This is a genomic window from Ideonella sp. P3_A4 (genome assembly GCF_056403075.1).
The window spans coordinates 1-2,944 of record NZ_JBFUGE010000697.1 but is presented as its reverse complement, the minus strand read 5'-3'; the positions used below and the strand labels follow the sequence as shown (position 1 = coordinate 2,944).

The window sequence follows — 2,944 nt, the reverse complement described above, 5'->3', positions numbered from 1 at the left end:
ACCTGGAGCAGCAGGCCGATTTCTTCATCGCGCTGGGCCAGGAAGAGGCCGCAATCGACCTGTTGATGGCGCACTTGCGCAGCACCGGCGGCCTGAGCCCCTTGCCCTACACCAAGCTGCTGGAGATCTACCGGCGCCAGGGCGACCGCGACGCCTACGAGCGCATCCGCACGCGCTTCAACCGCCGCTTCAATGCCTATGCGCCGGAGTGGGAAGACGGCCCGCTGAGTGGCCGGGCGCTGGAAGACTATCCCGATGTGGTGCAGCACCTGCAGTCGCTGTGGCCCGAGCCACTGGACGCGATGGCGATGCTCGAAGCCATGCTGTTCCGCAAGGACGCGGCCTACGAGCTGTTCGACCTGCCGGCCTACAAGGACGTGCTGGTGTTGTACGCGCTGGCGCGCGACCTGTGGCAGCAAGGGGGCAGCAAGACGGCGGCAGTCGACGTGCTGCTGCCGCTGGACGGCGACGTCGGGCCGGATGCGGCCCACGCGACAGTCGAGGTGGCAGCTTCGCCAGCGGAGGTGCCGCCGTTCGAACTCACGTCGTTCGCGCTGCCGCCGCTGCAGGGCCAGGTGGCGTTGCCGCCGGCTGGCGATACCGGCGACGCAGACACCGAGCCAACGCTGGACCCGGCCCGCCGCCCGCTGCGCTGATCGCGCGGCCGTTCAGAGTCGCGACAGCCGGCGCAGCGCTTCGTCGAGCGTGGCTTCGGTCTTGGCGAAGCAGAAGCGCACGATCGGCCGCTCGGGCGCACTGGCATAAAAGGCTGACAGCGGGATGGCGGCGACGCCGACCTCGGCCGTCAGCCACTCGCAGAACTGCAGGTCGGGCAGGCTGCTGATGCGGCTGTAGTCGACGCACTGGAAGTAGCTGCCGGCGCAGGGCAGCAACTCGAATCTCGTGCCCGCCAGGCCATTGCGGAAGCGGTCACGCTTGCGCTGGTAGAACGCCGGCAACTCCTCGTAGGGGCCAGGGTCGGCCAACCAGGCGGCCAGGCCATGCTGCATCGGCGTGTTGACGGTGAACACGTTGAACTGGTGCACCTTGCGGAACTCGGCCATCAGCGCCGCTGGCGCGGCCACGTGGCCGACCTTCCAGCCCGTCACGTGGTAGGTCTTGCCGAAGCTCGAGATCACCAGGCTGCGCGCGGCCAGCTCAGGCTCGGCGCTGACGCTGGCGTGGGTTTCGCCATCGAACACCATGTGCTCGTAGACCTCGTCCGACAGCACCAGCACATCGGTCGGGCGCAGCAGTTCGGCCAGGGCCTTCATGTCGGCCGCCGACCAGACGCTGCCGGTCGGGTTGTGCGGCGTGTTGATGATGATGGCGCGGGTGCGCGGGCTCAGCGCCGCGTTCAGCTGGGCCAGATCGAGGTGGAAGCCGTTGGGGTTCAACGGCACGCGCACGACCGTGCCGCCGGCCAGCGTGATAGCCGGGCCGTAGCTGTCGTAGCAGGGCTCGAGCACGATCACCTCGTCGCCCGGGTGCACCAGCGCGAGGATCGCGGTAAGGATGCCCTGCGTCGCGCCGGCAGTGATGGTGATTTCGGTGTCGGCGTTGTAGCGGTGGCCGTACAAACGTTCGATCTTGGCGGCCAGCGCCTGGCGCAGTGCCGGCACGCCGGCCATCGGCGGGTACTGGTTGTGGCCGGCCTGCATGGCTGCATGCACCGCCTCGACCAGGCCGGGCGCGCAGTCGAAATCCGGAAAGCCCTGGCCCAGGTTGACTGCGCCATGCTTGACGGCCAGCGCCGACATCACGCTGAAGATGGTCGTGCCGACTTCGGGCAGGCGGCTGCTGATCAGCGGGGTGCGGGGCACCGGTGGCGAGGCACTGATGCTGCCAGCCGAGGGGCGTTCAATCTCAAAGTTCATAGTTGTCATCACCCTGGCTGGTGCCCATGGCGCGTTCGATCAAGGTGCGCGACAGGCGGTCTGATAGAAGTTCGGCGAAGGTCAGCACGAAGCTGCGCAAATAGGCGCCGCGGCGGAACGCCACGCGGGCCGTGTTGCTGCCGAAGAGGTGGCCGGCCGGCTTCCACACCAGGTCGGTGCTGTTGCCTTCGGCCTTCATCGCCATCTCGGCAATGATGCCCACGCCCAGGCCGCTGCGCACATAGGTCTTGATCACGTCGGAGTCGATGGCCTCCAGCGCGATGTTGGGTTTCAGGCGCCGTTGCGCAAAGGCCTGGTCGACTTTCTTGCGGCCAGCGAAGGCCGGTTGGTATGAAATCAACGGCTCTTCGGCCAGCTGTTCCAGCGTGGGCCGCTCGACGTGCGCCAGCGGGTGGTCGGCCGCCATCACGATCACGTGCTGCCACTCGTAGCAGGGCAGGGTGACCAGCTCTTCGTAGTCGGCCAGCGATTCGGTCGCCAGGCCGATGTCGGCGGCGTCGGACAGCAGCATTTGCGCCACCTGGTCCGGCGTGCCCTGGTGCAGGCTGACCTGCACCTTCGGGAAGCGTTTGCGCAACTGCGCCACCGGCTCGGGCAGCACATAACGCGCTTGTGTGTGGGTGGTGGCGATCGACAGCCGGCCGCTGTCTTGCTTGGAAAATTCTTCGCCGATGCGCTTGAGGTTGGCGACCTCGCGCAGGATCAGGTCGACCGATTTCAGCACCTGGTTGCCAGGCTCGGTGACGCGCTTGAGCCGCTTGCCGTGGCGCACGAAGATGTCGACGCCCAGCTCTTCTTCCAGCTCCAGGATGGCTTTGGAAATGCCGGGCTGGGAGGTGAACAGCGCCTTCGCCGTCTCGGTGAGATTGAGGTTGCGGCGCACCGCTTCCTGCACAAAGCGAAACTGATGCAGGTTCATTGGTGCACCCTACGGCTTGTGGCCGGTCCCGCCAAGCGGGAATGAGCCCCTACGGGCGGCCGGGCGGGGCTCATGCGCGCTCCTCGTTGTTGATGTCCATGGGTTCGATGGCGATCTGGGCCAGGGC

Annotated in this window: 3 protein-coding genes; 1 reads left to right on the top strand and 2 read right to left on the bottom strand. The window is 67.1% G+C overall.

From position 1 onward, the window contains the following. The coding region (locus AC1DYI_RS31325) for a type IV pilus assembly protein FimV (RefSeq protein ID WP_477208020.1) at positions 1-656 on the top strand (656 nt) is incomplete at its 5' end. Positions 657-668: 12 nt separating this feature from the next. Here AC1DYI_RS31325 and AC1DYI_RS31320 read toward each other — a convergent pair. Together AC1DYI_RS31320 and AC1DYI_RS31315 are read right to left on the bottom strand one after the other, a co-directional pair. Next, the gene (locus AC1DYI_RS31320; protein WP_477208019.1) at positions 669-1,877 is read right to left on the bottom strand and encodes a pyridoxal phosphate-dependent aminotransferase; all 1,209 of its coding nucleotides are present in this window, start codon (positions 1,875-1,877) and stop codon (positions 669-671) included. Further along, positions 1,867-2,817 carry a CysB family HTH-type transcriptional regulator gene (locus AC1DYI_RS31315; protein WP_477208018.1) on the bottom strand — a complete coding sequence of 317 codons (951 nt, stop codon included), beginning with the start codon at positions 2,815-2,817 and terminating at the stop codon, positions 1,867-1,869. Before AC1DYI_RS31315 ends, AC1DYI_RS31320 begins: the two co-directional genes overlap by 11 nt. Positions 2,818-2,944: the final 127 nt, after the last annotated feature.